The following is a 22,959-nucleotide window of genomic DNA, read 5'->3' on the forward strand; positions in this document are numbered from 1 at the left end:
CTTGCATCCTACGCCCCGGTTCCTGAACCGCCGCTGAACAGGTTTGAACCGGGCAGGTTGCGCTCGCGCCAGGGGAAAGAATGGGGCGGCGTGGCTGAACCGGGCCTGAACGGGAACCCCCGGCGTCCCGAAGGTGGGTCAAGCGGTTGAGAAAGGGTCAAAAATCCAGGATCTGGTCGATCCCGGCGGCGGCAAAGCGCCGGGCCGCCTCCCGGCACCGGCCGTCGCCCTCCTGGTCCAGGGACCACTGGGCGTGGCGGGCGAGAAGGGCGGCCCCAATGGCCCGCCCCAAGGTCGTGGCGAGGCGCCGGGCCCCGGCCTCCAGGGCCGGCGGGCCTTTCTGCTCGGCCCGGGCGAACCACTGCCGGGCGTGGCCCAGGGCCGCCTCGGCCGAGGCGAGGGCTCGCTGGAGGGCCGCCTCCTGGACACCAGGGCGCAGTCGGGCCAGCAGGTCCTCCACGGGGGCAAGACCCCCCGCCGCCTTCAACGCCCGTAGGGCGTCGAGGGAAAGCACGTTGGTGGTTCCCTCCCAGATGGAAAGCACCTGGCAGTCCCGCAAAAGCACCGGCAGCCCCGTGTCCTCCACGTAGCCCGCGCCACCGAAGCACTCCAGCACCTCGCTCGCCACGGCGATGGCCTGCTTGGCGGTGAGAAGCTTGGCGATGGGCGTGAGTAGCCGCAGGAGCCAAGCGTCCGCTTCGCCGATCTCTCCCGCCTCCTGCCGGCCCCTGAGCTCCACCAGGTAAAAGGCCAACTGGAAGGCGGCGGCGAACTCCGCCTCCAGGTGGAGCAGGGTGTCCTCGTGCAGGGGCAGATCGCAGAGAGGCGCGCCGAAGGCCACTCGCTTGCGGGCGTAGTCCCGGGTCAGGGCCAAGCCCCGGCGCATGTAGGCCACCGCGCTCACGCTGTTCCACAGCCGGGTGACGTTGAGCATGGGGGCGATGTTACGCACGCCCTCCACCAGGCCCGCCACCGGCACCGCTGGCGTGCCGTCCAGGGTCAGCTCGGCGGTGGGGAGCTTGCGGGTTCCCAACTTGTCCTTGAGGCGGTTCACCTGGAGGCGGTTCGGTCGTCCTTCCGCGTCCCGGGTTTCGACGTAGAACAGGGCGAGGCCGCGCCCGCCCGGGGGATTGCCTTCGGGACGGGCCAGGACAAGGGCCATTGGGGCGGTGACGGCCGAGGTGAACCACTTGCGCCCGTAGAGCCGCCAGGTGCCGTCCGCGTCTCGGCGCGCCGCCGTCTCCGAGCGGCCCACGTCGGAGCCGCCCGTGAGCTCGGTCATCCACTGGCCGGAGGTCCAGAACCGGGCCGGGTCCCGGCTGGTGAGGCGCGGCACCGCCCGCTCGATGAGGTCTCGGTTGTCGAGCTCCAGGAGGGTGCGGGCCGCCCCGTCGGTCATGGCCAGGGGACAGGCGTACATGTCGGTGGCGGGGGCGAAGAGGTAGGCCAGGGCGAACTGGTGCACCCGAGAGAAGGCCCCGTGCCGGGCCTCGTAGGCGGTGGCCACCACCCCGTACTGGGCCGCCAGCCGCTCGGCCGCCTGCCACACGCGGGTCAGCTCGATCTGGTCGACGCGGTTGCCCCAGGCGTCCCACTGGATCAGCACCGGCTCGTTCACCCGGTCGGCGAGTTGGAGCGGGTAAAGCTCTGCTCCGCAGATCTCCCCCAGGGCCCGCAGGCCGGGAATCACTTCCGCCTGCACCTCCGGCGGCAGCACCCGGGCCAGGTGGGAGCGCAGCATCCAGTCGTCATCGAACGGGTGGCCGAGGACGGGCGGAGATTGTACGAAGGCCATGGCGGTTCCTTCCGGGCGGTTGCGGCGCTGTATAGTCTGAGGCAGCGGGCTTCCGACGGAAAGCGAGAAGCGCCCGGTGCGCGGGCTGGCCGCTGTTATCCCAGCGGAACCGGGGCCACGCCCACCATGAGCTGGCTGCGCCAGCTCACCGACGAAACCCGGGCCTGGCGCATCCCGGAGACCGGAGCGCGTCCGCCCTTCGCCCGCCGCCCTTCGGCGCGATTCCCTTGACTCTGGAGTGGACTCCAGGGTTTAGCCTTCAAAAATGCTTTCGCAATCCCGTGATTGGGCACTTCGGGCGGCCGGTCCGCCGTCCTCCGTGTCCGTTATGAGCGCGCCACGACCATGAACGATGGGCATGAAGCGACCATTACAACAGGCCGCGGAGCGGCGGAGGGATCCGCCGCCCCGCGTCCGGCGGCGAAGCTTCAGCTTCGCGTCGGCGGCATGGCGTGCTCCTTCTGCGTGGCCAGCATCGGCAAGGCCCTCGGGCGTACCCCGGGCGTGCGCAGCGTGAACGTGAACTTGGCGCATGAAGAAGCGTTGATCGAGTTTGATCCGCGCCAAGTCACGCCCGATGCGCTCCGGCAAACCCTGGTTGAGCTCGGCTACACCGTGCGCAGCGCCGACCGGCTCCGGGCCTTCGAGGAGGAGGAGGCCGAGCTGCGGCAGCGGCGCGATGACTTGTTGGTGGCGACGGGCTTTGCACTTGTGTCCTTCGCCGCCATGGGGCTCATGTGGCTGGAGCTCTTGCCGCCCGAGGGAATGGCGTCGCTGTATTGGCTGATGCCCTTCCTTGCGCTCTCGACCGTGTTCGGCCCGGGATGGCGCGTCCTGGAGATGGCCTGGGCGAGCCTGCGCCGAGGGATTCTGAACCAGCACGTGCTCATGGAGTTCGGCGCCTTCGCCGGCCTCTTCGGCGGGTTCCTGGGCTACGTGGACCCCGCGTTTCCCGCGCCCGATTTCTTCGGCGTGGCGGTCTTCGTCACCACCTACCATCTCCTGTCCGGGTACGTCTCGGCGCTCGTGCGCACCCGCGCCTCCCAGGCGGTGCGCAAGCTCCTTTCCCTGGTTCCCCCCACGGCGCGGGTGGTGCGCAACGGACGGGAGCAAGAGGTTGCGCTGGCGGAAGTGAAACCGGGCGAGCTGGTTCGCGTGCGGCCCGGCGAGTCGATTCCCGTCGATGGGGAAGTGGTCGAGGGCTCCTCCGGCGTGGACGAGAGCCTGGTGACGGGCGAATCGATTCCGGTGGAAAAGTCGCCCGGCGATGGGGTGATCGGCGGATCCGTCAATCAGCTCGGCACGCTTCTTGTCCGCGTCGCGAAGGTGGGAGAGGAAAGCTTCCTTAGCCAGGTCGCGCGGCAGGTGGAGGAAGCGCGCGCCCTGAAGCCGGGGATGCTCGCGCTGGTGGATCGCATCCTTCAGGTCTACGTCCCCGCCGTGCTCGCCTTTGCCGCCGTCGCCATCGCGGTCTGGACTTTGGGGGCGTGGTCGGTGGCCGGGCAAGCCGACTGGACGCGAGCAGTTTTTGCCGCGCTTGCGGTGCTCGTCATGGGCTACCCCTGCGCGCTGGGCATGGCGACACCGCTCGCCATGATCCGCGGCGGCGGCATGGCCGCCGAACGGGGCATCCTCATGCGCTCGGCGGAAGCGTTCCAGGTGCTGAAAGACGTGAAGAAGGTGGTCTTCGATAAGACCGGCACCCTGACGCTGGGCAAGCCGGCGGTGGCAGACGTGATTGCGCTGAATGGCTGGGGCGAGGCCGCGGCCTTGCGGCTCGCCGCGGCCGCGGAGCAGGTCTCCGAGCATCCCCTGGCCCGGGCGGTGGGCGACGCTGCGGCGGCCTGGCACCTGCCGGTACCAAGGGCAGACGAGTTCCAGGCGACCCCCGGCCAGGGCGTGGTGGCGCGGGTGGAAGGGCGCCGCGTCGCCGTCGGCAGCACCGCGTTCGGGATCCAGCAGGGCGCAGACCTTGCGCTGGCGGGGGAAAAAATCGAGCGGATGCAGGCCGAGGGTAACACCGTTATTTCCGTGGTGGTGGATGGCCAGCTTGCGGGGCTGATCGCGATTGCCGACCCGGTGAAGCCCGAGGCAAGGGAGACGGTCGCGCGCCTAAAGGATGCAGGATTGCACCCCGTGATGCTCACGGGCGACCACGCGCGCACTGCCCGGGCCGTCGCTCAGACCCTCGGCATCGCCGAGTATCACGCCGAGGTGCTGCCCCAGGAAAAAGCCGAGGTGATCCGAAGGCTCCAGGGCGAGGGGTACCGGGTGGCGATGGTGGGCGACGGCATCAACGATGCGCCGGCCCTCATGCAGGCCGATGTGGGCATCGCCATTGGCGCAGGAACCGACATTGCTATCGAGTCTGCTGACGTGGTGCTGATTGGCGAGCGTTTGACCGCCGTCGTGGAGGCGTTTCACATCGGCCGGGCTTCCTACCGCAAGACGGTGCAGAACCTGGCGCTCGCGTTTTCCTTCAACGGCGTCGGCGTGCCCCTCGCCACGACCGGTTGGGTGCATCCGGTGTGGGCGATGATCGCCATGGCGGCCAGCGTGACGGCGGTGCTGACCAACTCCTTTGCCGGGCGCTTGCTTCCCAGGCGGCGGCTACCGCGCCGCGCCGAGGCGCGCTTCGTCGTGGCCAACATGCATTGCGAGCGCTGTCTCGTCGCGATCCGGGAAGCCCTGCTCGAGCTGGACGGCGTGGAACGCGTCGCCGGCGATCCCGAAGCGAAACAAGTCATCGTGACGTATCGCCCCGACGCGATCGGAGCGGAGGGCATACGCCGCGCCATCCTGGCCCGGGGCTACGAAGCGACATGAGCGCGCGGGCTGAACGCGGCGGGTTGAGTTTTACGGAAACGAATGAGCGAACCATGACGCGCAATCTCGTCGTGACCGCGCTGGTCGGCGTGCTCGTCGCCGGCTTCGTCGTGGCGGCCCGATTCTATACCGGCACGGTGGTGCCCCCGGTGGACGGCTACCTGGAAGGCAAGCGGATCCTGTTCATCCACACCGAAGCCTCCGATCCCCAGGTGGCCGCGCTGCTCACGCGCATGAAGGGCTCCCCGGTGCTGGTCGTGCCGTCCCTGGCGGACGCCCCCCAAAACATGCTCGCCAAGGTTTACGTGTTCAAGAACGGCGTTTCCGGCGACGGACCTTTCGACTTCCAGGCCGACGTGTTCGACCGTCCGCCCCACGCCGACGGCTACAGCCCCCTGAGAGCGCTCCATCTCGTGAGCTGGAAGGATGAGCGTTCGGCTCGGCTGCTCACCAGCGCCGCCGAAGTGGAGCAGGCGGCGTCCCGCGGCGAAATCGCGGTGGAGAGGACCGGCGTCGTCATCAACATGCCGCTCCTCACCTGGCCGGGCGGCCGGCGGTGAAAGGAATGATTGGATAGGAGGAACACGGCAATGAGGAAGATGCTGACCGTCCTGGCATTTGCGCTGGGGCTGCTGTGGATCGCTTCAACGGCGCTGGCGGCTGGGCCGAGTTACCGGCTCCAGGTGGACGGGCTGGCGTGCCCGTTCTGCGCCTACGGGATCGAGAAGAAGCTGCGCACCCTCGACGGGGTCGACAAGGTCAAGGTGGATCTCGATAGCGGGCAGGTGGTGGTCACCATGAAGGACGGCGCGGCCCTCGCCGAGCCCACCGCCCAGCAGGCGGTGAAGGACGCCGGTTTTACCTTGCGCGCTTTCGAGCAGATTCCTGGAGGATCCAATGGCGGTGAACCGCGGAAATAGCCAGGCAAGGCCGTTGAAGGGGCTCCTGGCGCTCGGGCTCGGGATCGCGAGCGGCCACGTCTTTGGCGCCCCGATCACCTTCAATACCGCGCTGCCGGTCGCCAAAGGCGATTTCGTTTTCCGCGAACTCATCGTGGTGGGCCGGTCGGGGGACGATCCGAGCGGCGCCGGCCGGGACTTCCGGGGCACGGCGGCCGTCACGGCGCTCGGGTACGGCGCGACCGGCGATCTGGCCCTCTTCGGCGTGCTGCCGTACGCGGACAACAAGCTCGAGCTCGGCAGCGGCGGACAGCGGGTCACGCGGGAGGCGAGCGGTTTCGGCGATCTCAGCCTCTTCGGCCGCTATACCGTGGTTCGTCGGGACGACCCTGGACGCACCGTCCGCATCGCCCCGTTTGCCGGGGTCAAGGCCCCTACCGGAGGCGACGACAAGCGCGACGCTCTGGGGCGGCTCCCGCCCGATGTGCAGCCGGGTTCCGGCTCCTGGGACGCGTTCGCGGGCGTGGTGGCCACGTACCAGACGCTGGATTTCCAGATCGACAGCCAGGTGAGCTACGCGATGAACGGCGAGGCGAACGGATTCGAGGCGGGCGATGCGGCACGATTCGACGCCTCGCTCCAGTACCGGCTCTGGCCGCGGGCGCTCGCCGCCGGCGTGCCGGCGTTCGTATACGGGGTGATCGAGGTCAACCTGATCCATCGGGGCAAGAACCGCGCCGGCGGCGTGGCCGATCCCGACTCGGGCGGAACCACGCTGTTCCTGACACCCGGCCTCCAGTACGTGACCAAGCGCTGGATCTTCGGAGCGGGCGTGCAGCTTCCGGTGGTGCAGGATCTCCGCGGGACGGCGCTGGAGACGGACTACGTGCTGCATGCCGGGTTCCGCTTCAATTACTGACTCTCGCGGTGGGGAGCGCATGACGCTCGCCGTAATCGGCAAGTACGCGGGATGGACGATTCTCGTCCTGGCCTCGCTTGCCGCGCTCGGCGGCTTCGCTTTCATCCCGTCCGCCAAAGAGCCCGCCTACGCGTTCGTCAAAGCCTGGGGCGAAAAAGGCGACGGTCCCGGCCAGTTCGACGATCCGACGGGCATCGCCGTGGCGGGCGGGGAGGTGTTCGTGGCGGATTCCCGCAACGGGCGTATCCAGGTGTTCGACTTCGATGGCAATTTCAAGCGTCAGTTCGGCCGCACCGGCGAGGGCACGGGCGAACTGGGTCGCCCCATGAACCTCTACGTTCGCGACGGCGAGCTCTACGTGCCCGAGTACTTCAACGATCGCATCCAGGTATTCGCCCTCGACGGCACGCCGAAGCGCGCGTTCGGCCGGCCAGGAAGCGGGCCGGGCGAGTTCAACGCGCCCGGGGGCGTCGCGGTGGCCGGCAACGGCGACGTCTTCGTCGCGGACTTCTACAATCATCGGATCCAGCGTCTCAAAGGCGACGGCACGTTTATTCGCCAGTGGGGAACGACCGGAAAGCCGGGAATTTGGGCGGGCGAGTTTGTCTATCCCACCGACGTGGCGCTGGCGCCGGACGGGACGCTCTTCGTCGCCGACGGCTACGCGGACCGGGTGCAGGCGTTCGCGCCCGACGGGCGTTTCCTGCGCAAGTGGGGCGGTCCCTTCGCGATGAACGTCCACGGGCCGTTCAACGGCTGGTTCGCCACCGTGACCGGCATCGCCGTCGGGCCGGACGGCGGCGTGTTCGTCGCCGACTTCTACAACGACCGGGTCCAGAAGTTCGCGCCGGACGGCACCTTCCTGACCACCTTCGGCAAACGGGGCAGTGGCCCGGGACAGTTTCGGCATGCGATCGCGGTGGCGGTTGCCGAAGATGGAACGGTGTTCGTGGCGGATTTCCTCAATAGCAGGATCCAGAAATGGCGGCCCGGGCGTTGAGGGGATCTGGCCGGGCGGAAACGCGGGCTATTGCATGCCGGCTCATCGCCGGTGAATCCTGCATGGTGATTCTCGATCGCAGTAGAACATCCCCCCGGCCGTGCCGTGATCGTGGTCACCCGCGCGGAGGCCCTTGCCGGAAGCTCGGACCAGAGCCCGTGCTTGATGGGCGGCTCGGGCCGTGACGGGACTCGGCTGGCGCGAGCGCAGGGAGTACGCCGACCTTTGAAGGATGACGCAGGTCTAACCAATACGGAAAGCAAGCGAGCATCGCGCATGTCACGCAAGAAGGCGACAGGGTCGCAACGCCCGTCGAGGTCAGGAAAGCCGGGCCCTGATGCGGAGGTGGTGTCGGGCGCGTCATCCTTGTGCAGGCACGATACGCTGACCATTGGCCAGGTGGCGAGCCGGGCCGAGGTCGGCATCGACACGATCCGCTACTACGAAAAGGAAGGGCTGCTCGCGCCGGTTCGCAAGAGCCCGGCGGGTTATCGCCTTTATACGCCGGAGGCGGTACGGCGGCTTGGGTTTGTCAGGCACGCGCAGCAGTGCGGCTTTTCCCTCGCCGAGATTCGCGAGCTGCTGGAGCTGAAGACCCACGACGATGCCTGCTGCAACGACGTGCGCAGCGTTGTGATTCAAAAGAAGCTGCAGGTAGAGGGCAAGATCAAGGCGCTCAGGGCCATGTCCCAGGCGCTCAGCGGCCTGATCGACATCTGCGACGGTGGAGCCAGGCCGCTGGACGAATGCCCGATTCTCGATGCGCTTGAAAGCAGCGTGGCGAACGAGGGACAACGGAACCGTTCACGCAAGACCTGACCTTCCCAGCGCGATGATTAAGGTGGAGGTTTTTACAACGCCCGGCTGCGACAAATGTGCGCGGGCTCGCGAGACGCTCAAGTCCATCGCCGAGGGTTTCGGCCGGGACAAGGTGAGCTGGCGGGAGGTGGACGTTCTGGAGGAAATGGACTACGCGGTGGAGCTGGGCGTGACCAGCCCGCCGGCGATCGCCATCGACGGGGCGCTGGTTTTCCCGGTGCTGCCCAGCGCCCAGCGGTTCGGGCGGGAGTTGCGCGAGCGGCTCGAGCGCATGGCCGGTGCGGATGGGGCCGGTCCCCGGAGAGAACGCGATGGACGTTGAGTCGCTGCGCCAGACGCTCGAGCAGGCTAGCCTCGCTTCGCTGGCCGCCGGCTTCGTGATTGGGTTCCTGTTCAGCTTCAACCCGGTGGCGCTTGCGGCGATCCCGGTGTCGCTGGCGTATGTCACCAAGGCTCATGCGCCCGGTCGGGCGTTTCTCTATGGCGGGATGTTCGTTCTCGGGATGGTGATCACCCATGCCCTGCTCGGGTTGAGCGCGGGGCTCGGCGGAAACGGCCTGCAGCGGCTCATGGGTCGCGAGTGGGGACTGGTGCTGGGACCGCTCTTGATCGTGCTGGGCCTCGCGTGGCCCGGCTGGCTGAAACTTCCGCTTCCCACGCTCCGGCTGCGCGCCAGGCCCGCGGCGACCGCGTGGGGCGCTTTTTCGCTGGGCGTGCCGTTTTCCGTGGCCATCTGCCCCTTCTGCACGCCCGCCCTCGTGATCCTGCTCGGCATCGTCGCCGGGATCGGCTCGCCCCTGTTCGGCACCGTCTTGCTCCTCGCCTTTGCCCTCGGCCGCGTGGTGCCGATTATTCTCAGCGCGGCGGCGGTAGGGTGGCTGGAGAGCCTGAAAGGCTTGCGCACGCGTCAGAAGGCCTTCGAAATCGCCGGAGGCGTGATTCTGATCGCCTCCGGCCTCTACCTACTCAACTCATATTTCATCGTCGTGCCCGGCCTCACAGGCTGAAGGAGAAGGCATCCGGGATCACGATCGACCTGCGGCTGCGCAAACGCCCGCGGCCCTGTTGCTGCGGGACCGACTACAAGCGTATACTTTATGTTAAGGAGATGGCATTCCTCCCTTAACCGCCTGGCCTACCTCCGGCCGGCTGATGATGCCTACGGTTGTTTCCGGGAGCGTTCGGGACGCGTAGGCTCATCTGAAATCTCCGACGTTTCGGCCCGCGCCCAGCGCTCCGGTTCACCAAGAACCCAACAAGAAAGGAGCGCGATGGGTACCTCTGGCTTTGCCGCCATCAGCTTGGGCGCCACTCTCGGGGCGATGTTGCGCTGGTGGCTGGGCCATCGACTAAACCCCGTTTTTCCTACCCTTCCTCTCGGCACCTTGGCTGCCAACCTGCTTGCCGGCTTCCTGATCGGCGTGGCTGTTGCCTTCTTCAATAAGCATCCGGGCCTGCCACCGGAGACGCGGCTCATGACCATGACCGGTTTTCTGGGCGGTTTGAGCACTTTTTCCACCTTTTCCGCCGAGATCGTATCCCTGATCGCTCGCGGCGAATATCTCTGGGCGCTCGGAGCGATAGGCCTGCACTTGTTCGGCGCGCTGCTGCTCACAGGGCTGGGAATTTTGAGTGTGCAGCTCATATCGAGCGCATGATTCGATGGAAGGGGACACCATGGAAGGCGCTTTTCTCCGCTTCTACGTGCACGAGAACGCACGCCACCGCCACACCCTCCTGTGGGAATGGCTGCTGGAGCAGGCCAACCGCATGGGCATCCGCGGCGGCTCGGCATTCCGCGCCATGGCCGGATTCGGGCGGCACCACGTGCTGCACGAGAACCACTTCTTCGAGCTGGCCGGCACCCTTACCGTGGAGGTGGAGTTCATCGTCACGCCGGAGGAAGCCAGGCGGCTGCTGGAACGGGTCGAGCGGGAGAAAATTCGGGTTTTCTACGCCCACATCCCGGCCCGCTTCGGCGTGCTCAACCCGGACGAGGGCGATCCGCCGTCTGTGGCGGAGGAGCCGCAAGGAGTGAGACTATGACCGAAACCTGGACGCTGGCGGCTTTGTGGCTCGGGTTGGCGCTCGCGGCGAGCCTTCTTTCCATCTGGCTGCGCGTTGCGACCGCCCTGTCCGAAATCGTAGTAGGCACCATCGCCCAGCTCTTCATCGGCGCCGCGGCTGGCACCGCAGCCTTGGGGGCGGATGCCTCGTGGATCAAGTTCCTTTCCGGTACCGGAGCCATCGTGCTCACCTTTCTCGCGGGCGCAGAGCTCGATCCCGAGGTCTTTAGGCTTAAATGGAAGGAGGCGGCCGCTGTCGGTCTAGCAAGCTTTTTTGTCCCTTTTTTGGGCTGCGCTGCCGCCGCCCGATGGCTTCTGGGCTGGGATCCGTGGGCAAGCTGGCTCGCCGGCATCGCCATGTCCACGACCTCGGTGGCCGTGGTCTATGCCGTAATGCTGGAGTTCGGCTTCAACATGACTGATTATGGCAAGACGGTACTCGCTTTCCGGCGCTATGGCAACCGGCCCTCGGAGCTGGAGGCGAAGTTTCTGCTTTTCTTCTTGTTCGGCATGGGAGCGCTCGCCGTTTGGGCCGATAGCGAGGCAGTGCTCCCCGCCTACTTGATCGGCATGGTGTTGGCGGGCACCGTGGGCAGGGATCATGCCTTGGTGCGGCGCCTGCGCACGCTCACTTTCGGTTTGCTCACCCCATTCTATTTTATTCGTGCCGGCTCTTTCGTCTCGTTGCCAGCGCTGATGGCTGCCCCGGGAGCGTTTCTTTTGTTGCTGTTCGTGAAGATGGGGACCAAGTTTATCGGCGTGTTCCCGGTAACCAAGGCTTACGGTGCACCGGGGAAGGAGGCGACCTACACCACGCTGCTTATGTCGACAGGGCTCACCTTCGGCACCATCTCGGCGCTGTTCGGATTATCGCGCCAGATCATCGACCAGGCGCAGTACTCGGCCTTGGTGGCCGCGGTCATCGGCAGTGCTGTGATCCCGACCCTGATCGCCAACGCCTTCTTCTTTCCGCATCACCATCTGCACCTGAAAAAGGAAGTTAGTTCCCAGGAGGACACAACCGTGGCTGGCACGAAGGCAAAATTGGAGGCAAAAACATGATCAAGAAAATCTTGTTGGCCTACGATGGTTCCGAGCCTTCCACCAAGGCGTTCGCCATGGCGGCTGAGCTGGCGAGCCGCTATCAAGCCGAGCTCTGCGTATTGACGGTCGCCCAAGTGCCGGAATTCGGCGAGGACGTGGAAACTGAAGCAGTCATCGAGCATTCGCGCGACTACCATCAGAGCCTGCTCGATAAGCTCAAGCAGCAGATCGATCGACAGGGGATCATGGCGTCGCTGCAGATCGCGGTCGGACATCCGGCGCAACAAATCCTCGAATACGCCGGGCGGCAGGCCGTGGATCTGATCGTCCTTGGTCACCGTGGCCGGGGTGCGTTCGACCGGTGGCGGCTGGGCTCGGTTACCCACCGGGTGATCAGCTACGCGGAGTGCGCCGTCCTGGTGGTGCGCTGAGGAAAGACTTTTGCTGTGTTGAGAGTTGACATCCCCGATTTCGCCACGGTAGAGCTCATGCATCTCGTTTTGGATTACAACGGCACGCTGGCCCTCGACGGCGAGCTTTTGCCGGATGTGCGCGAGCGTCTGCAGCGGCTGTCCGCTGCGCTCAGCATCCACGTGGTGACCGGCGACACCTTCGGCACGGCCCGCGCACGCCTGGCGGGGCTTCCGTGTCAATTGTCGATCCTGCCGCAGCGGGGCCAGGCCGAAGCGAAACGAGTCTACGTGGAGCATCTCGGCGCCGGTTGCGCCTGCATCGGCAACGGCCGCAACGATCATCTGATGTTGAAGGCTGCAGCGCTGGCAATCGCTGTTGTGCAGCAGGAAGGCGCTTGGGGAGATACCCTGACGAGCGCGCAGGTCATCGTGCGGGATATTCGCGACGCCTTGGATCTACTTCTTTATCCTCAGCGACTGGTAGCCACCTTGCGAGGCTGAGCCGGTGGGTTTGGACACTTCCTCTATTTGGGGTGAGGGGAAGACGCCTCTCGCCAGCCGCACGTGATCGTAGAGGCCGGGAGACTGGACTGGAGCACGTGGAACGACAACCCTGTTTTTGCCTCGAATGCTTCGCTCTGATGCCGGCCGAAGCGCGGGTCTGTCCCCACTGCGGAGAGGATCAAGAGCGACTGAAGGAAAGGGACTACCGCGCGAGGCTCCTGCACGCCTTACGACACCCGTTGTCGGAGGTGCGCATGCGTGCGATCATCGCCCTCGGCTGGCAGGGCGAGCCGGACGCGGCCTCGGCCCTGGTGGACTGTGCCTTGCGCCATCCGGTGGACGTGGTTGAGGGGTTAGAGATCGTCCGGAGCCTGGCACGGATAGAGGGCCGGCACCCCGGAGTGGGGGCGCTTGAGCGCTTGCTCGAATTGCATCCCGCCCATGCGGTCCGCGCGGCGGCATTGCGGGCTTTGGGAGGAGAAGCGCCCGATACGGAATCCAAATAAAATAAAGGAACAGGGATCTCCATGGAATCTGCGCAACAAGAAAAACCACCCATGAAAGCCGCTGCACCCGTTCGAAGCATTGCCAGCTCTGCCGGCCCTGGCATTCCGCCCGCCATCTGGGCGCTCGGCTTCGTCAGCCTCCTCATGGACATCTCCTCGGAGATGATCCACAGCCTGCTGCCGGTCTTCCTGGTGACGGCCGTGGGTGCCAGCGCCGTCGTGGTCGGGCTGATCGAGGGGCTGGGGGAAGCGACCGCCCTGATCGTGAAGGTGTTCTCGGGGACGCTTTCCGACTACTGGGGAAAGCGCAAGCCCCTGACCCTCCTGGGCTACGGGTTGGGAGCGCTTTCCAAACCCTTGTTCGCCCTGGCGACGAGCGCCGGCCTGGTCCTCGTCGCGCGGCTCATGGACCGGGTGGGCAAGGGCATCCGCGGAGCGCCGCGAGATGCGCTGGTGGCGGACATCGCGCCCCCCGAAGTGCGCGGGGCGGCCTTTGGTCTGCGCCAATCCCTCGACACGGTGGGGGCCTTTCTCGGGCCCCTGCTCGCCATGGGGTTGATGCTGCTGTGGGCGAACGATTTCCGGGCCGTGTTCTGGGTGGCCGTCATCCCCGGGTTTCTGGCGGTGGCGCTCCTCTTCTTCGGCGTGCGGGAGCCGGAACGGCAGGCGGGGCAGGGGATCGTCCATCCGATCCGCCGGGAGAGCCTGCGCCGGCTGTCGGCCGCCTACTGGTGGGTGGTGGCGATCGGCGCCGTGTTCACCCTGGCGCGCTTTTCCGAGGCGTTTCTCATCCTGCGCGCCCAGCAGGGAGGATTGCCCGTGGCCCTCGCGCCCCTGGTGCTGATCGGCATGAACGTGGTCTATGCGGCTTCGGCCTATCCCTTCGGCAGGCTTTCCGACCGGATGAGCCACACCCGACTGCTGGTACTGGGGCTTTCCATCCTGATCGGCGCGGACCTCTCGCTGGCGTATAGCCACCACTGGGGCTGGGTAGGGACCGGCATCGCTTTGTGGGGCTTGCACATGGGCATCACCCAGGGGCTCTTGGCGACCATGGTGGCCGACGCCGCGCCGGCGGAATTGAGGGGCACCGCCTACGGCTTCTTCAATCTGATGAGCGGCCTCGCCATGCTCCTCGCCAGCGCTTTGGCGGGGCTGCTGTGGGACCGGTTCGGAGCTTCGTTCACGTTTATCGCGGGGGCCGCTTTCAGCGCCCTCGCCCTGACGATCCTCCTGGTCCGGGGCAGGCGTCCGACGGCCCGAAACGGGGACGCCTTCCGCGATTCCCCTGTTTGACCGGATGCACCGTCCTCGAGCGGTTCGGGAACGAGCCGGTTAAAATCTCTGCATGAAACCCATCGAGAAGTCCGACTCCGCCTCCGCGCCGGAAGCTGTCCGGGGCAACCGCTTCGACCGCCTGGAATGGGCCGGGGCGTTCGGGGATCTCGGGACGCTGATCCCCTTCGTCGTCGCCTACATCGGCGTCCTGAAGATGGATCCTCTTGGAATACTCCTCGGGTTCGGGATTCCGATGCTGGTGTGCGGCGCCTACTATCGCACCCCGTTCCCGGTGCAGCCCATGAAGGCGGTGGGGGCCATCGCCACGGCCCAGGCGGCCCAGACCTTCGTCGTTACGCCCGCGGCGGTGTACGGCGCATCCCTGGTCACGGGGCTCGTCTGGCTCGCTCTCGGGCTTACCGGTGCCGCCGACCGGGTGGCGCGCCTGGTGGCTCGGCCGGTAGTGGTCGGGATTGTTCTTGGCCTGGGCATGAGCTTCATGCTGCAGGGCGCCAAATGGATGTCGAAGGGATGGCTCCTGAGCGCTTTCGGGCTGGCGGGGACCGTGCTGCTGCTCACCAACCGCACGTTTCCCGCCATGTTCGCGCTGCTCCTGTTCGGGTTCGGCGCGGGCGCAGTGCAGAGCCCGGAGCTTATCGGAAGCCTGGTGGAGGCGCGGCTCGAGCTGCGACTGCCCTCGTTCGCCCTTTCCGGCCTGACGCTGGACGCCTTCCTGATCGGCGCCGTGTTCCTGGCGCTGCCTCAGGTTCCCCTCACCCTGGGCAACGCCATCATTGCCATCACCGAGGAGAACAACCGCCTGTTCCCCGACCGCAAGGTCTCCGAGCGCACGGTGGCCACTTCCACCGGCGTGCTCAACCTGTTCGGCGCTACAGTGGGCGGTGTGCCCATGTGCCACGGCGCGGGCGGAATGGCCGGGCACGTGCGCTTCGGCGCCCGCACCGGCGGCGCCCTCATCATCCTCGGCGCCCTTCTCACGGTGCTCGGGTTGTTTTTCAGCGGCTCGGTGGAGGCCCTGTTCCGCCTGCTGCCGCAGCCGATCCTCGGCGTGATCCTGTTCCTCACCGGCGCCCAGCTCGCCCTCGGGGCGTGCGAATTCAGCCGCGACAAGCGGGAGCGGTTCATCACCCTGGTGACGGCGGGGCTCGCGGTGTGGAACGTGGGGCTCGCTTTCGTTGCCGGCATGGCCGCCCACGCTATCCACCGCCGCGGGTGGCTCAGGCTATGAGGAGCTTCCTCGCTCCACTGCGGCTGCTGCAGGTGGGTTGATCGAGGACACGGTTGTGGGCACATCGGTTGCCGACAGGAGCCACAGCGCGTTGGCGACCACCAGCAGCGACGCGCCCACCAGCGACGGCGATGGTCATGAGCAGATTCATGTCCGGTCGCAGCTGCCTCGCGGCGTGCCACGCTTTGACGATCACGTAGCGTCCGCCAAGCAGGATCGCCAGCGCGTAGGCGGCCATCACCGGAAGTGGCGTTGCGTTGGCCTCGTGGCCGCCGGGCAGCCGCAAGGCCTCGTGGAGCCCGCCCGCCCACAAGATGTCCAGCACGAAGCCCGCCGCCGTAGCGATCCCGCTCAATGCGGTGAGCCACGCCTGTGCGGAGTGGCGTCGGGTGTCAAAGCCCGCCGGTGGTGCGCCAGGGGACAGGCGCTCGGCGCGCATCCCGGTCCGCGCAACGGCCTCGAGGATGACCCGATCCGGCACCTGGGATGCGCTCTCCGCCACGGTCATGCGCCAGTTGATCACGTCGAAGGCGAGCCGGTCCGCGCCGCCGACTACCGGACCGACAGCGGCCTGCAACGCCTGGACTTCGTCAGCGCAGTCCAACCCCTGGACCCGGAACGTGCGTCCGGGTGCGGGCTCGGGGTGGCCGCCTGTTCCGGCCGTTACGATTTGGCAGCGGTCGGTACCGCAGCTTTGCGGTCCGCGGACCTCTGGCGGATCCGGGAGTCTCGTGCCGAGCCTCTGGTGTGGCATTCGACCCCCGGGCGCCGGCCGGGAACTTTGTTCATCCGCCACAGCCGGGAGCTGGGATTCCCGTTGCCGGCGATCCGCGAGCTGCTGCGGCTTGCCGATCACCCCGAGCAAACGTGCACTGTTGCCGACCGCATCGCGCGGGAGCAGTTGGAGCAGGTGGAGCGCCGTATCGGGCGGCTGGTTGCGCTCCGGGAGGAACTGAACCGTATGATCGCCCAATGCGCCGGCGGCCAGGTGGCCGATTGCCGCGTGATCGAAGTGTTGGCCGATCACCATCAGTGCTTGCACTCGGACCATTGCGCCAGTTGAACACCGCCCCGGGCGTGTGGCGCTCCTTCCCGATGCCAGGCGGGCAAGGTGCGATGGCTTAAACGCGCGCGCCGCTGATACGCACGGCTTGCTCCACCGCGCTCACCAGGACCCAGCCCGCCTCCTGCTGCCCGGTTCGCCCGTACTTTTCGATGAGATCAACGATGGCCGAGGCGTCGTCGTCCCTGCACAGAAGCTCAAGCTTGGCCTCGCGGATGACCGACCGCGCCAGTTCCATCGAATATCGCTGTTCGGCGGAGTCCAGCGCGCGCAGCAGGCTCTCGGTATGGGAAACGTTGAGGTTGTGGCATGCGGCCGGGCCCCCCGAACCGAGGTAGCCCGCATCGCTCAGCGCCTGGATCACATCGGCGACCCGGTTCAAGTGAACGAAGGCCTTGATCTCTTTCATGGCTGTCCTCCGTTGGCGTTGTCGTTGGTCATTGCCTCTTGCCGCCGCTCGCGCCAAGTTTCGACCCATTCGTAGGCGAGCGGCAGTATCAGCAGGGTGAGGGTGGTGGAGGTGAAGAGACCACCCACCACCACCGTGGCAAGCGGCCGCTGGGTCTCCGCGCCGACTCCTTGCGAAAGGAGCATCGGAATCAGGCCGAGGATCGCGACCGACGCGGTCATCAGGACCGGCCGCAGGCGCAGTGCTGCACCCTCGCGTACCGCTTCGCGCACGGAATAGCCCCTGCGGCGCAGCTCGTTGAATAAGGAGACGAGCACGATGCCGTTGAGCATCGCCACGCCGAACACCGCAATGAACCCAATCGCCGACGGTACCGAGACGTACTGCCCGGTCACGAAGAGCCCGAACACCCCGCCGATCACCGCAAACGGCACGTTGGCGATGATGAGCGCCGCGTAGGTGAGCGAGTTAAACGCCGTGTACAGCAGCACGAAGATGAGCCCGATGGTGAGCGGGACGATGACTGCCAACCGAGCGAGCGCTCGCTGCTGGTTCTCGAAGGCGCCACCCCACTGGATCCAGTAGCCCTCCGGCAGATCGACCTGGGCCAGGATCTTGGCTTGCGCCTCCCGGACGAAGCCGTCCACGTCGCGTCCCCGAACGTCCATCTGCAACACTGCGTAGCGGCTCAACTGCTCGCGCCGGACGAAGGTGTAACCCTCGTCGGTGGTCACCGTGGCGAGCGCCGATAGGGGTACCAGGGCACCCTCGCCAGTGCGCACAGGGACGCTTTCGATGGCACGAACGCTGTTGCGGAACGGCTCATCCAGCCGCACCACGATGTCGAAGCGGCGGTTGCCGTCGATCAGCGTGCTCACCGCCTCGCCGCCTATGCCCGCGCGGACCACCTCCAGCAGCTCGTCGGCGTTGATGCCGTAGCGCGCGGCTCGGTCGCGGTCCACTTTCACCACCACCTGCGGTTTGCCCTTGTTGGCTTCCAGCGACAGGTTGGCGATCCCGGGCACAGACTCCAGCACCGGCTTTATTTGTTCCGCCAGGCGGTCAAGCATGGCCAGCTCGGGCCCGTAGACCTTCAGCGCCAGGGTCGCGCGCACGCCCGAGATCAGCTCTTCGACCCGCATCTGGATAGGCTGTGTGGCGGAGAATACCACCGTGGGAATTTCCTTCTCCAGGGTGTCGCGCATGCGGTCGGAAAGTTCCGGCATGCTCAGCTTTTCGGGCCACTCACTCTGCGGTTTTACCTCCACCAGCACCTCCATGTAGTTGGCGTCCGTGGTTTCGCCTTTCTCGGCTCGGCCGATGGTGGCGACCACCGACGTAGTCTGGGGAAAACGTTCCCGGAGGACAGCGCTCATCTGCCTGGACACGCGCACCGATTCCTCCAACGAGGTCGACGGTATGCCGGTTACGCGAAACATGATGGCGCCCTCCTGCAGGGTCGGCATGAACTCCTTACCGAGGAAGGGGAAAACGGCCGCCGCCGCAACCAGCAGCGCCAGCCCGATCCCGGCCACCACCCGCTTGCGATCGAGGGCCCACTGCAGTAGAGGCAAGTACCCCGCCTTGGCCCAGCGCATCAGTGCAGTCTCCCGCTCGGCGCTAGGCTTGAGCACCAGGGACGAGAGCACCGGCACCAGCGTCAGGGTGAGGAGCAGCGACCCTGCCATGGCGAAGCTGATGGTATAGGCCATGGGCTTGAACAGCTTGCCCTCCAGGCCTGTCAGCGAAAACAGCGGCAGGAACACCACGATGATGATCAGGATGGCGAACGCGATGGGGTTGGCCACTTCTCGCGCCGCCTCCAGGATCACGTGAGTGCGGTTCAACTGCCTGCCGCCTAAATGGGCGAGCAGCCGGAAGCTGTTTTCCACCATCACCACGGCGCCGTCCACCATCATGCCGATGCCGATGGCGAGGCCGGCCAAGGACATGAGATTGGCGGAAAGGCCGAAATGCTGCATGAGGATGAAGGCGATCAGCATGGCGAGCGGCAGAGTGACGATCACCACCAGCGCAGAACGCAGCTCGCCAAGGAACAGAAAGAGGATGATCGCCACCAGCACCGCTCCTTCGACCAGCACCCGCTCTGCAGTGGAGAGCGCTTTTTCCACGATATCGGTGCGGTCGTATACCGGGTTGATGGCGACGCCCGCGGGGAGCGCCTGCTTGGCCAGGGCGAGCTTCTGCTTCACCGCATCGGCCACGTTCTTAGCGTTTTCCCCGATGCGGGCAAGCGCGATGCCAAGGACCGTCTCCTCGCCGTTGCGCGTAACCGCGCCGAAGCGCAATGCCGGTCCCTCTTGGACCCGCGCCACGTCCAGCACCCGGATCGGGATGCCTTCCCGTTCGGCCACCACGATGCTCTCGATGTCCGCGACGGAGCCCACCAGGCCTAGGCCGCGAACCAGGTACTGTTCCCGTCCCAGGTTTACGTACTGCCCGCCCACCTGGCGGTTGTTGGCGGCGAGTGCCTCCATCACCGTCCTGAACGTGAGGCCGTACTTGATCAGCTTGCGCGGATCGATCAGCACCTGGTACTGCCGTTCGAACCCACCCCAGGACGTCACGTCGTCGACACCGGGCGCCGTGCGCAGCAACAGCCGGACGCTCCAGTCGTGCAGCGTGCGAAGGTCCATTGCGGAAAGCTTGCGGTCCGCAGATTCGACCGTATACCAGAACACCTGGCCCAGGCCGGAGCTGTTGGGACCAAGTTCCGGTTCCCCGTAGCCAGGCGGGATTCGCCCCTTGGCGTCCTGCAGGCGCTCGTTCACCAATCGACGGGCGAAATAGATGTCCACGTCGTCGCGGAAATACACGCTGACGTAGGACAGGCCGAACAGCGAGACCGAGCGGATGTACTCCACCCCGGGAAGACCGGCCATGGACGTTTCGATCGGGATGGTAAGCAGGTTTTCCACGTCCTCGGCGGCAAGGCCCGGCGATTCTGTGTAGATGTTGACCTGGTTGGGGGTGACGTCGGGAAAGGCGTCCACCGGCACCTGCTGCCAGGCGCGTGCGCCGAGAAAAGCGATCAGCGCAAACCCGAGCAGCACCAGGACGCGGTAACGCAGGGAGAGGTCGACGATGGCATTCAGCATGGCGGCTCCTCAGTGGGCGTGGCCTTCGCCGAGCTGCGACTTGAGCATGCGGGCTTTCAGCGCGTAAGCTCCCGCCACTGCCACCTTCTCCCCGGGCGCGAGGCCGGAGGCGATCAGCGTTCGGCCGCCGATGCGCTCGCCGGTCTCGACGGTGCGCGCCTCGAAGCCTTCGCCCTCCTCGACGAACACGGTGGGCCGCCCTTGCACCAGCACCACCGCTTCGTCGGGCACGCTGAGGCCTGAGCGCCGGCCGGGGGTTTCGATGGCGGCGCTGGCGAACATGCCGAGCTTCAGGCGGCCGTCCCGGTTCGGGACTTCGATCCGCACCTTTACCGTGCGTGTTTCCTTGTCCAGCACGCTGTCGATGTAGGCGATTTCCCCGCGGAATGATTCTTCCGGGTAGGCGGCGACCATTACCACCGCCGGGGCACCGACGCGCACCTTGGCCAAATCCCGCTCGAAGACGGCGGCCTCGATCCACGCGACCGACAGGTCGACGACGGTGAAAAGCACCTTGTCCCTGGCCACTACTTCGCCCATCACGGCCGACTTCTCCACGATCATTCCGGCGAATGGCGCCAGCACCGGCGCCACCGAAGTCCCGGCGCCTTCCTCCTTGGGCGAACCTCCCAAAAGGCGCAACCGGTCTTCGGCAGCGCGCAGGGCCGCGCTCGCCTTCTCCAGGTTACCTTGGGCTTCGAGGAAGCCCTTCTCCGGGATAACCTGCTCGGTGCGGAGCTTTTCGGCGCGCTGGAATGCTGCCAGCGCCACGGCATGCTCGCTCCGCGCCTGGCGCAAGGCGGCGTAGGCGTCGCCCAGTTCGGCGCTGTCGATGAGTGCCAGCGCCTGGCCGGCTCGCACCCGCTCGCCGAGGGCGGCGTTCACCTTGACGACACGCCCGCCGACCTGCGGCGTCACCAGGGCGTAGCGCTCGCGATTAGGGCGGATGGTGGCGGTGACAGTGAGCGTTTCGCTCACCTTTCCCTCGGCCACGGCTTCGACCCGAACACCGGCCTTTTTCCGCTCCTCCGCGGAGAGCTTGAGCACGTTTTCCCCGATGTGGGCGTCACGGCTTTCCCCATTGTGTGCTTTCTCATCGGCGTACCTGCCGGTAGGTGACGAAACCGTGGTATCGGCGGGACGGTTCTCGCCACAGGCGGCGAGGGCGAGCGATGCGATGAACAGGGCCAGCGCCGCGGCGGGACCCACGAAGTTCGGTTTCATGGGGTGCTCCAAGGGAAACAGTGTTCGAAATGGTCAGCGGCCGGACAGCGAGGGAATCCCGGCTGCACGTGCGAGCTCAGCCTGTACCAGGCGCAGCTCGGCCTCCGCTTCCAGCAGCTCGCGGCGGGCGTCCAGCGTCTGACGGTTCACCAGCAGCAGCTCGACCAGCCCGATTTCCCCCGCTTCGTAGGCCTTGGCGGAGAGCCGCTGGTTCTCGTCCAGGCTCGGCAACACGGAGCCGGCAAGGCGATCGACCCGGGTGCGCAGGCTCTGCAGCTTGCTCCACAGGGCGCTCACTTCCGCCCGGGCGTCGCGCAGCGCGCGACGGCGCTCGATCTCGACCTGGGTCAGCTCCGTCGTGGCCCGGCCGATGCCTGCCTCGTTGCGGCGAAACAAGGGCAAGGGAATCGAGAGACTCAGGCCGTTAATGCGTTCGCGACTCGTGTTCGAGCTTTCGCGCTCGGTGAATAGCCCGACGGTAATATCCGGATACACGCTCGCGCGCTCCAAGGACAGGCGGCCCCGGGCGGCCCGTTCCCGGTGTCCCAAGACCCGCAGGTCGGGCCGCTGGGTTGCGGCGTCGAGCAATTCCCGGAGGGTATACGCCGGTGGAGGCGTGGACAGATCTCCGACCGCCTGCGGTGCCACTCCTTGGGGAAGCTGCAGCGTCGCTGCCAGCTCGGAGCGGGCGTCGATCAGTTGTTCCTCCAGCATGGCAATCTGGTTCCGCGCCCGTTCCGCTTCCACGCGGGCGAGATTTCCCGCGAGGCGGCTGTCCTCGCCGGCAGCGACTCGCCGCTGCGTCAGCCGGGCGGCGTTTTCTATTAGCTCGAGTGATCGCTGCTCGAGCGCCAAGCGTTCTTGGAGCGCGAGCAGCTTGAAGAATCGTTGCTCCACCTCGGCCAGGATCCTGCGGCGCACGGCTTCGACGTTTTCCTTCGCTTCTGCGAGCGCCGCCTCGGCCGCCTGGCGCCGGTAGCCCTGCTGTCCGGCGATCTCGAACGTCTGGGCGATGCCCAGTTGCCACTCGCGGACCTTTTCGTCGGCTAACCCGGGCACTGGCGTGGTCCGCCAGCGGTGCTCTCCGGAGAGTTCCGGGTTGTTCCGTAGCGGTGCATCGGACTCCGTCTTCTCTCCTTCCGCTGCCCTGAGGGCAGCCTGCGCTGACTGCAAGGCGGGGTTAGTCCGTTCGGCGAGCTCGATGGCCTGATCAAAGGTGTACGTTTCGGCCGCCGCCGAAGAGGCGGCAAGCGCAAGGGCCAGCGCAAGCGCCGCCGTAGCGCGCGGCAGCCGCGCGCGGGTATGGGTGTCCACCATGGGTTTCCTTCGCGAGCTCGGCACGCGCGCCTACGCGCGCAACGCCGCGGTTCACAAACTGGAACGGCTAGGCTCGGAAGAAGGTACGGGGAGGTCGGTAAAGGCCCTTGGGCGAGAGACTAGGAATGAGGGAAGACGGGCCCATTGCGGGCCGGGCCGTGGGCAAAGGCGCGGTGGCTATGGGGCCAATGATCACCGGCTGCCCCAGGAAATGAAAGCCGAGATGGCTAAGGCAAGTGTCGTAAACGTTTCCGTTGAAACGATCAGGCGCCGCGGGATCAGCTTTGCTCCCAGCGTCTGGAGCGAGTCTCCACGTTTCCAGCGGCTGCTCCAGCGCCGCCGCCGACAGCTGCGGAGCAGAAGCCAGCAGATTCAGTAGAAGGGCAAAAATGAACGACCAGATGGTCGCGACCTTGTACTTCATGGGTGCCAGAGTATACCGATAGAAACTCGGCGGGGCAAGCCAGAGTATACCGATAGAAACTCGGCGGGGCAATTCGGCGGTTGAC

General features: G+C 66.4%; 23 protein-coding genes, 1 pseudogene and 1 riboswitch. Of the genes and pseudogenes, 17 read left to right on the top strand and 7 right to left on the bottom strand.

Going from position 1 to position 22,959, the window contains the following annotated elements:
• Window positions 1–157: 157 nt before the first annotated feature.
• Entirely contained in the window at window positions 158–1,795 is a 1,638-nt protein-coding gene (locus tag ACUVYZ_RS01370) for an acyl-CoA dehydrogenase family protein (protein WP_439932661.1), read from the bottom strand.
• Between the two features lie 345 nt (window positions 1,796–2,140).
• Here ACUVYZ_RS01370 and ACUVYZ_RS01375 point away from each other — a divergent pair, with 345 nt between their 5' ends.
• From ACUVYZ_RS01375 to ACUVYZ_RS01450, 16 genes are all read left to right on the top strand, one after another.
• Window positions 2,141–4,621 carry a heavy metal translocating P-type ATPase gene (locus tag ACUVYZ_RS01375; RefSeq protein ID WP_439932662.1) on the top strand — a complete coding sequence of 827 codons (2,481 nt, stop codon included), beginning with the start codon at window positions 2,141–2,143 and terminating at the stop codon, window positions 4,619–4,621.
• Between the two features lie 53 nt (window positions 4,622–4,674).
• A complete protein-coding gene (locus ACUVYZ_RS01380) occupies window positions 4,675–5,181 on the top strand; it encodes a DUF7482 domain-containing protein (protein WP_439932663.1) in 507 nt (168 codons plus the stop codon).
• A 30-nt stretch (window positions 5,182–5,211) separates the two neighbouring features.
• Complete coding sequence (locus ACUVYZ_RS01385) at window positions 5,212–5,541, top strand: heavy-metal-associated domain-containing protein (protein WP_439932664.1); 330 nt, start codon at window positions 5,212–5,214, stop codon at window positions 5,539–5,541.
• Entirely contained in the window at window positions 5,519–6,439 is a 921-nt protein-coding gene (locus ACUVYZ_RS01390; protein WP_439932665.1) for a transporter, read from the top strand. Before ACUVYZ_RS01385 ends, ACUVYZ_RS01390 begins: the two co-directional genes overlap by 23 nt.
• A 19-nt stretch (window positions 6,440–6,458) precedes the next feature.
• Window positions 6,459–7,439, top strand: coding sequence for an NHL repeat-containing protein (locus tag ACUVYZ_RS01395; RefSeq protein ID WP_439932666.1), 981 nt, complete (start codon window positions 6,459–6,461; stop codon window positions 7,437–7,439).
• A 276-nt stretch (window positions 7,440–7,715) separates the two neighbouring features.
• Window positions 7,716–8,258 carry a heavy metal-responsive transcriptional regulator gene (locus tag ACUVYZ_RS01400; protein WP_439932667.1) on the top strand — a complete coding sequence of 181 codons (543 nt, stop codon included), beginning with the start codon at window positions 7,716–7,718 and terminating at the stop codon, window positions 8,256–8,258.
• A gap of 13 nt (window positions 8,259–8,271) precedes the next feature.
• Entirely contained in the window at window positions 8,272–8,580 is a 309-nt protein-coding gene (locus ACUVYZ_RS01405) for a glutaredoxin domain-containing protein (protein WP_439932668.1), read from the top strand.
• Window positions 8,570–9,265, top strand: a complete 696-nt coding sequence (locus ACUVYZ_RS01410; protein WP_446033017.1) for a cytochrome c biogenesis CcdA family protein — start codon at window positions 8,570–8,572, stop codon at window positions 9,263–9,265. The genes ACUVYZ_RS01405 and ACUVYZ_RS01410 overlap by 11 nt, the downstream gene beginning before the upstream one ends.
• Window positions 9,266–9,353: 88 nt before the next feature.
• Window positions 9,354–9,427: riboswitch (Fluoride riboswitch) on the top strand.
• A gap of 102 nt (window positions 9,428–9,529) precedes the next feature.
• Window positions 9,530–9,916 carry a fluoride efflux transporter CrcB gene (gene crcB / locus ACUVYZ_RS01415; RefSeq protein ID WP_439932670.1) on the top strand — a complete coding sequence of 129 codons (387 nt, stop codon included), beginning with the start codon at window positions 9,530–9,532 and terminating at the stop codon, window positions 9,914–9,916.
• A gap of 19 nt (window positions 9,917–9,935) precedes the next feature.
• Window positions 9,936–10,304: a DUF190 domain-containing protein gene (locus ACUVYZ_RS01420; protein ID WP_439932785.1), complete on the top strand. Its 369-nt coding sequence runs from the start codon at window positions 9,936–9,938 to the stop codon at window positions 10,302–10,304.
• Complete coding sequence (locus tag ACUVYZ_RS01425; RefSeq protein ID WP_439932671.1) at window positions 10,301–11,386, top strand: cation:proton antiporter; 1,086 nt, start codon at window positions 10,301–10,303, stop codon at window positions 11,384–11,386. Before ACUVYZ_RS01420 ends, ACUVYZ_RS01425 begins: the two co-directional genes overlap by 4 nt.
• A complete protein-coding gene (locus ACUVYZ_RS01430; RefSeq protein WP_333840265.1) occupies window positions 11,383–11,799 on the top strand; it encodes a universal stress protein in 417 nt (138 codons plus the stop codon). The genes ACUVYZ_RS01425 and ACUVYZ_RS01430 overlap by 4 nt, the downstream gene beginning before the upstream one ends.
• Window positions 11,800–11,814: 15 nt before the next feature.
• Window positions 11,815–12,282 carry an HAD family hydrolase gene (locus ACUVYZ_RS01435; RefSeq protein WP_333840267.1) on the top strand — a complete coding sequence of 156 codons (468 nt, stop codon included), beginning with the start codon at window positions 11,815–11,817 and terminating at the stop codon, window positions 12,280–12,282.
• A 140-nt stretch (window positions 12,283–12,422) separates the two neighbouring features.
• Window positions 12,423–12,791, top strand: coding sequence for a HEAT repeat domain-containing protein (locus ACUVYZ_RS01440; RefSeq protein WP_333840269.1), 369 nt, complete (start codon window positions 12,423–12,425; stop codon window positions 12,789–12,791).
• Between the two features lie 51 nt (window positions 12,792–12,842).
• Window positions 12,843–14,087, top strand: a complete 1,245-nt coding sequence (locus tag ACUVYZ_RS01445) for an MFS transporter (RefSeq protein ID WP_333840271.1) — start codon at window positions 12,843–12,845, stop codon at window positions 14,085–14,087.
• Window positions 14,088–14,139: 52 nt separating this feature from the next.
• Entirely contained in the window at window positions 14,140–15,318 is a 1,179-nt protein-coding gene (locus ACUVYZ_RS01450) for a putative sulfate/molybdate transporter (RefSeq protein ID WP_333840273.1), read from the top strand.
• On the opposite strand, the gene ACUVYZ_RS01455 is transcribed toward ACUVYZ_RS01450, so the two are convergent.
• Window positions 15,308–15,922 (bottom strand): hypothetical protein, encoded by a 615-nt coding sequence (locus ACUVYZ_RS01455; protein WP_333840275.1) that lies wholly within the window; start codon window positions 15,920–15,922, stop codon window positions 15,308–15,310. The two genes, ACUVYZ_RS01450 and ACUVYZ_RS01455, sit on opposite strands and share 11 nt — an antisense overlap.
• A 180-nt stretch (window positions 15,923–16,102) precedes the next feature.
• On the opposite strand from ACUVYZ_RS01455, the pseudogene ACUVYZ_RS01460 reads away from it, so the two are divergent.
• Window positions 16,103–16,381 (top strand): annotated as a pseudogene (locus tag ACUVYZ_RS01460) (MerR family DNA-binding protein); the annotation flags it as partial.
• A 58-nt stretch (window positions 16,382–16,439) separates the two neighbouring features.
• Here the strand turns inward: ACUVYZ_RS01460 and ACUVYZ_RS01465 are convergent.
• The 5 genes from ACUVYZ_RS01465 to ACUVYZ_RS01485 form a co-directional block, all read right to left on the bottom strand.
• The gene (locus ACUVYZ_RS01465) at window positions 16,440–16,790 is read right to left on the bottom strand and encodes a P-II family nitrogen regulator (RefSeq protein ID WP_333840277.1); all 351 of its coding nucleotides are present in this window, start codon (window positions 16,788–16,790) and stop codon (window positions 16,440–16,442) included.
• A complete protein-coding gene (locus ACUVYZ_RS01470) occupies window positions 16,787–19,909 on the bottom strand; it encodes an efflux RND transporter permease subunit (protein WP_333840279.1) in 3,123 nt (1,040 codons plus the stop codon). The genes ACUVYZ_RS01465 and ACUVYZ_RS01470 overlap by 4 nt, the downstream gene beginning before the upstream one ends.
• Window positions 19,910–19,918: 9 nt before the next feature.
• Window positions 19,919–21,133: an efflux RND transporter periplasmic adaptor subunit gene (locus ACUVYZ_RS01475; protein WP_333840281.1), complete on the bottom strand. Its 1,215-nt coding sequence runs from the start codon at window positions 21,131–21,133 to the stop codon at window positions 19,919–19,921.
• A gap of 33 nt (window positions 21,134–21,166) precedes the next feature.
• The gene (locus ACUVYZ_RS01480; protein WP_333840282.1) at window positions 21,167–22,450 is read right to left on the bottom strand and encodes a TolC family protein; all 1,284 of its coding nucleotides are present in this window, start codon (window positions 22,448–22,450) and stop codon (window positions 21,167–21,169) included.
• A gap of 67 nt (window positions 22,451–22,517) precedes the next feature.
• The gene (locus ACUVYZ_RS01485) at window positions 22,518–22,874 is read right to left on the bottom strand and encodes a hypothetical protein (protein WP_333840284.1); all 357 of its coding nucleotides are present in this window, start codon (window positions 22,872–22,874) and stop codon (window positions 22,518–22,520) included.
• Window positions 22,875–22,959: the final 85 nt, after the last annotated feature.

It is taken from the genome of Pelomicrobium sp. P1, assembly GCF_052805615.1.

Excerpts from the sequence above, each read along its gene's own strand:
- ACUVYZ_RS01370 (WP_439932661.1), bottom strand. The coding sequence starts at position 1,795 with ATGGCCTTCGTACAATCTCCGCCCGTCCTCGGCCACCCGTTCGATGAC.
- ACUVYZ_RS01375 (WP_439932662.1), top strand. The coding sequence starts at position 2,141 with ATGAACGATGGGCATGAAGCGACCATTACAACAGGCCGCGGAGCGGCG.
- ACUVYZ_RS01380 (WP_439932663.1), top strand. The coding sequence starts at position 4,675 with ATGACGCGCAATCTCGTCGTGACCGCGCTGGTCGGCGTGCTCGTCGCC.
- ACUVYZ_RS01385 (WP_439932664.1), top strand. The coding sequence starts at position 5,212 with ATGAGGAAGATGCTGACCGTCCTGGCATTTGCGCTGGGGCTGCTGTGG.
- ACUVYZ_RS01390 (WP_439932665.1), top strand. The coding sequence starts at position 5,519 with ATGGCGGTGAACCGCGGAAATAGCCAGGCAAGGCCGTTGAAGGGGCTC.
- ACUVYZ_RS01395 (WP_439932666.1), top strand. The coding sequence starts at position 6,459 with ATGACGCTCGCCGTAATCGGCAAGTACGCGGGATGGACGATTCTCGTC.
- ACUVYZ_RS01400 (WP_439932667.1), top strand. The coding sequence starts at position 7,716 with ATGTCACGCAAGAAGGCGACAGGGTCGCAACGCCCGTCGAGGTCAGGA.
- ACUVYZ_RS01405 (WP_439932668.1), top strand. The coding sequence starts at position 8,272 with ATGATTAAGGTGGAGGTTTTTACAACGCCCGGCTGCGACAAATGTGCG.
- ACUVYZ_RS01410 (WP_446033017.1), top strand. The coding sequence starts at position 8,570 with ATGGACGTTGAGTCGCTGCGCCAGACGCTCGAGCAGGCTAGCCTCGCT.
- crcB (WP_439932670.1), top strand. The coding sequence starts at position 9,530 with ATGGGTACCTCTGGCTTTGCCGCCATCAGCTTGGGCGCCACTCTCGGG.
- ACUVYZ_RS01420 (WP_439932785.1), top strand. The coding sequence starts at position 9,936 with ATGGAAGGCGCTTTTCTCCGCTTCTACGTGCACGAGAACGCACGCCAC.
- ACUVYZ_RS01425 (WP_439932671.1), top strand. The coding sequence starts at position 10,301 with ATGACCGAAACCTGGACGCTGGCGGCTTTGTGGCTCGGGTTGGCGCTC.
- ACUVYZ_RS01430 (WP_333840265.1), top strand. The coding sequence starts at position 11,383 with ATGATCAAGAAAATCTTGTTGGCCTACGATGGTTCCGAGCCTTCCACC.
- ACUVYZ_RS01440 (WP_333840269.1), top strand. The coding sequence starts at position 12,423 with ATGCCGGCCGAAGCGCGGGTCTGTCCCCACTGCGGAGAGGATCAAGAG.
- ACUVYZ_RS01445 (WP_333840271.1), top strand. The coding sequence starts at position 12,843 with ATGAAAGCCGCTGCACCCGTTCGAAGCATTGCCAGCTCTGCCGGCCCT.
- ACUVYZ_RS01450 (WP_333840273.1), top strand. The coding sequence starts at position 14,140 with ATGAAACCCATCGAGAAGTCCGACTCCGCCTCCGCGCCGGAAGCTGTC.
- ACUVYZ_RS01465 (WP_333840277.1), bottom strand. The coding sequence starts at position 16,790 with ATGAAAGAGATCAAGGCCTTCGTTCACTTGAACCGGGTCGCCGATGTG.
- ACUVYZ_RS01470 (WP_333840279.1), bottom strand. The coding sequence starts at position 19,909 with ATGCTGAATGCCATCGTCGACCTCTCCCTGCGTTACCGCGTCCTGGTG.
- ACUVYZ_RS01475 (WP_333840281.1), bottom strand. The coding sequence starts at position 21,133 with ATGAAACCGAACTTCGTGGGTCCCGCCGCGGCGCTGGCCCTGTTCATC.
- ACUVYZ_RS01480 (WP_333840282.1), bottom strand. The coding sequence starts at position 22,450 with ATGGTGGACACCCATACCCGCGCGCGGCTGCCGCGCGCTACGGCGGCG.
- ACUVYZ_RS01485 (WP_333840284.1), bottom strand. The coding sequence starts at position 22,874 with ATGAAGTACAAGGTCGCGACCATCTGGTCGTTCATTTTTGCCCTTCTA.